Source organism: Anaeroplasma sp. (assembly GCF_034179385.1).
GTDB lineage: Bacteria > Bacillota_I > Bacilli_A > Acholeplasmatales > Anaeroplasmataceae > Anaeroplasma.
In genome coordinates this window covers 1-3,060 of sequence record NZ_JAXFPY010000121.1, presented here as the reverse complement: position 1 = coordinate 3,060, position 3,060 = coordinate 1, and the positions used below count along the sequence as shown (strand labels likewise).

Below are 3,060 nucleotides of genomic sequence, written 5' to 3'. Positions count from 1 at the left end.
TTTAAATATTTTTCCATATCTAAAGAGGGAATAAGAACTATCTTTGTTTTAAAGATATCCTTATTCTTCTCTAATTCATTAAATAATTCTTCAGCAAGAGTATCTAATTTATTATTTTCCATATAAATATCTCCTTTAAATCGAATAACTATTATCTTCATTATAGCAAATAATTGAAATGACTTCCATATCGTATATGGAATAATCTAAAAGACAAAATTAGTATCATATTCTTTTATAAGCTTGATGATATCCTCATCTTTTTTTAATTCATCAGGAATCAACCAATTTAAATCATCAATATAATCATCAATATCTCGTTCAAAAGTCATTGTTTTAAGTGCGGCAAGCACAATCTCTTTATCATGTCTTAATCTTTCTGACACATTTCTTAAATCAACATAATCAACTTGAACAATATAGTCCCACCTATATGTAGCAAGTTCAGCTAATACAACATCTTTGTCATCTTTCAATTCATCGGATACATATTCTAATAGTCCATCATTTCCACCATCAGGAAGACTAAAACATCTTAAAATAAAATGTTGTCACTTCTCAATCTACTTGATGCGTATTTTAATGCACCATAATTTAATGTCATAAAATCAAATATTATTTCCTCATTGTCCCTAATTTCATATGGGGGCATATCTTAAGTTATGATAGTTTGTTATGAATGTTTCATAGTCTTCAATTTTAAAATCTTTCATTTTTTTAATCTCCTTTTTTAAAATAATTTAATCCATACAAGAATTAGTAAAAGCCACCAATGAGTGGCTCCTACTTTTATATATCCCGAGTTTAATACATCGAAACAATTTACTTTAATCTGTATAGATCAAATCTATTTAGCTTGATCCATTCATCATCATATTTATTCGTTAAATCGAACAACATATTAAAGAATTTTGTTTTTAATTCTTTCAAATCAAATCCATTATGTTTTCCATTATAGGTACCTGTAACAACTCCTATAACCATAGGGAAGTCCCCACAATTAAAAGCCATAGCGGAAAACATTCTTGCTATAGAAAATACCTGAGTAAAATACATAGTTGATTTATATACAATTTCTAAATATTTATTATATAAAGCAAGTATGTCTTCATTGCTATAAATTGTTTCTGCCATATGAACATCTAGTGCTTCTATAGACTTTGGCTTCAATGCTTCATTAGCTATATCTTCAATGTGAAGAATTAAGTATTTTATATCATCAAGCGAAGTATATAAAGAATTATATATTTCAGCTTTATATTCTTGATATTTTGCTGTTAAATAATAAATATTATCCTTTAATTCTTTTGCAAATTCTTTTCTTTCATAATCTCCAAGAGGATTAATATAATCTAGTAATGCTTTTTTTGTCATAAAACCTTTAATCATTTTTCTTTCTCCTTAGTTATTTTGGTGATTTTAATATATCTAATTAAAAAGGGATTGCAACCAATCCCCTTTTAATCAATTTTATATTATATTCACCTTTTTACTTTTAACCACATTGCAGGTCTTAAACCAACATATTCTGCACCACGGAAGCAAAGGTCATATTCACCATCATAATCAACAAAAATGAAAAAGGGCTCATCCTTACGTGTTTTACTAGAGGTATACCATTTGGCAAAGCCGGTTGTATAATCTACACCTACCCCCATGCCATCAGTACCATTTATTTGCGCTTGTTTTCGGCTAAAACAAAGCTTTTCTTCTTTGGATAAATATTCATTTACCTCTTTCGTTGTTAAATATTTTAACTTATATTTCATATTATCCTTAAAGCAAATATTTCTTTTAAAATACTCTAAGGAATCTTCTAAGAAATCAGATTGATTTATAAGGGGATAACTCGTATCTAATACAGATCTACTTAATAAAAGCACCTTATCTTTCTTAATATCTAATATCTCCCATAAAATAGATCTATGATCATATTTACCTAATTCGATTGTTTTGCCAACCTCTATAGTATCTAAAGTACAAAGGTCCGTTATTTCTTCCCCATTATTTTCGTTATTAATCGTATGATCTTCCACATATTCACTTAATAGATAAAAATATTGCTTTTCTTCCCCAAGTAATTCCTTTTTACCATCGTATTCCTTTAACCCATAAAGAGAATACCTTTTGTATTCTAAAGGGTTATAATTTGTACCAATACCCTCTCTATTCATTACCGCAAGTGCATAATATAAGCCCGGGTATCTTTTACCTGATCCATAGTCTTCCATCATCTTATTATATAAATAGGATAAATCTTCTTCCGTAAAATAATCAGCACCATTCCTATAAACTAAATGATCTCTTCTATATTCTAAAAATAATTGAAATGCAGAAGCATAATTGACTTTAGTACCTTTACCATAGATATAGCAATAAGCTAATTCATATTTAAAATGAGCTATTCTTATTAAAGAATCTACAAGATCAATTCCACCATGAATTCCTTCTAACTTATAATCCGCTCCCACCTTACAAATTTTAAAGAAATTATCGTAATTTTGATTCAATTTGTAATAGGTGCTTAAAGAAACTAATTGGTTTAAACCCAAAGAACCAGATACCTTATCTACATATTCTAACAAAATAGGATACCTATCAAATAAAGTATCCGGATCATAACCAGATAAACCATAATAAAGAATAGATTGAAATAGACTATCCATAATTTTTCTACTATCTTTAACGATACCATTTTTTAAAAGCTTTGCATATGCATATAGCATATCATAATCAATATTATCTACATGCTCCTGATTCATAAACTCGTAAGTGTACTTCTTAATTTCGTTAACAAATTCAAATTCTTCCTTATTTAGGGTATCCCCCATATTCTTATTTAATAAAATCTCTAATTCCATAAATTCCTCCGTTACTTTTAATATATATAAAAATAGGGGATTCGCAACCGCGAACCCCCAAAAGAATTAAATATTTAATGCGCCAATATGATCGATAACCTCACCATTTACAACCTCTATATCACCCTCTAATAGCATTTTGATAACAAATGCATGCCCAACTTGCAAAAATGAACAATTATAGACATCCTTTATGGTT

General features: G+C 28.3%; 3 protein-coding genes. All 3 read right to left on the bottom strand.

Annotated elements, in window-relative coordinates; genetic code table 11:
- Positions 1–206: 206 nt before the first annotated feature.
- The 3 genes from SPJ17_RS08420 to SPJ17_RS08410 all read right to left on the bottom strand — a co-directional run bounded on the left by SPJ17_RS08420 (position 207) and on the right by SPJ17_RS08410 (position 2,861).
- On the bottom strand, positions 207–476 hold the full coding sequence (locus SPJ17_RS08420) for a hypothetical protein (protein ID WP_321094708.1): 270 nt from the start codon (positions 474–476) through the stop codon (positions 207–209).
- A gap of 346 nt (positions 477–822) precedes the next feature.
- Positions 823–1,389: a hypothetical protein gene (locus tag SPJ17_RS08415; protein ID WP_321094705.1), complete on the bottom strand. Its 567-nt coding sequence runs from the start codon at positions 1,387–1,389 to the stop codon at positions 823–825.
- 92 nt (positions 1,390–1,481) lie between these two features.
- Positions 1,482–2,861: a hypothetical protein gene (locus tag SPJ17_RS08410; RefSeq protein WP_321094703.1), complete on the bottom strand. Its 1,380-nt coding sequence runs from the start codon at positions 2,859–2,861 to the stop codon at positions 1,482–1,484.
- Between the last annotated feature and the right edge of the window lie 199 nt (positions 2,862–3,060).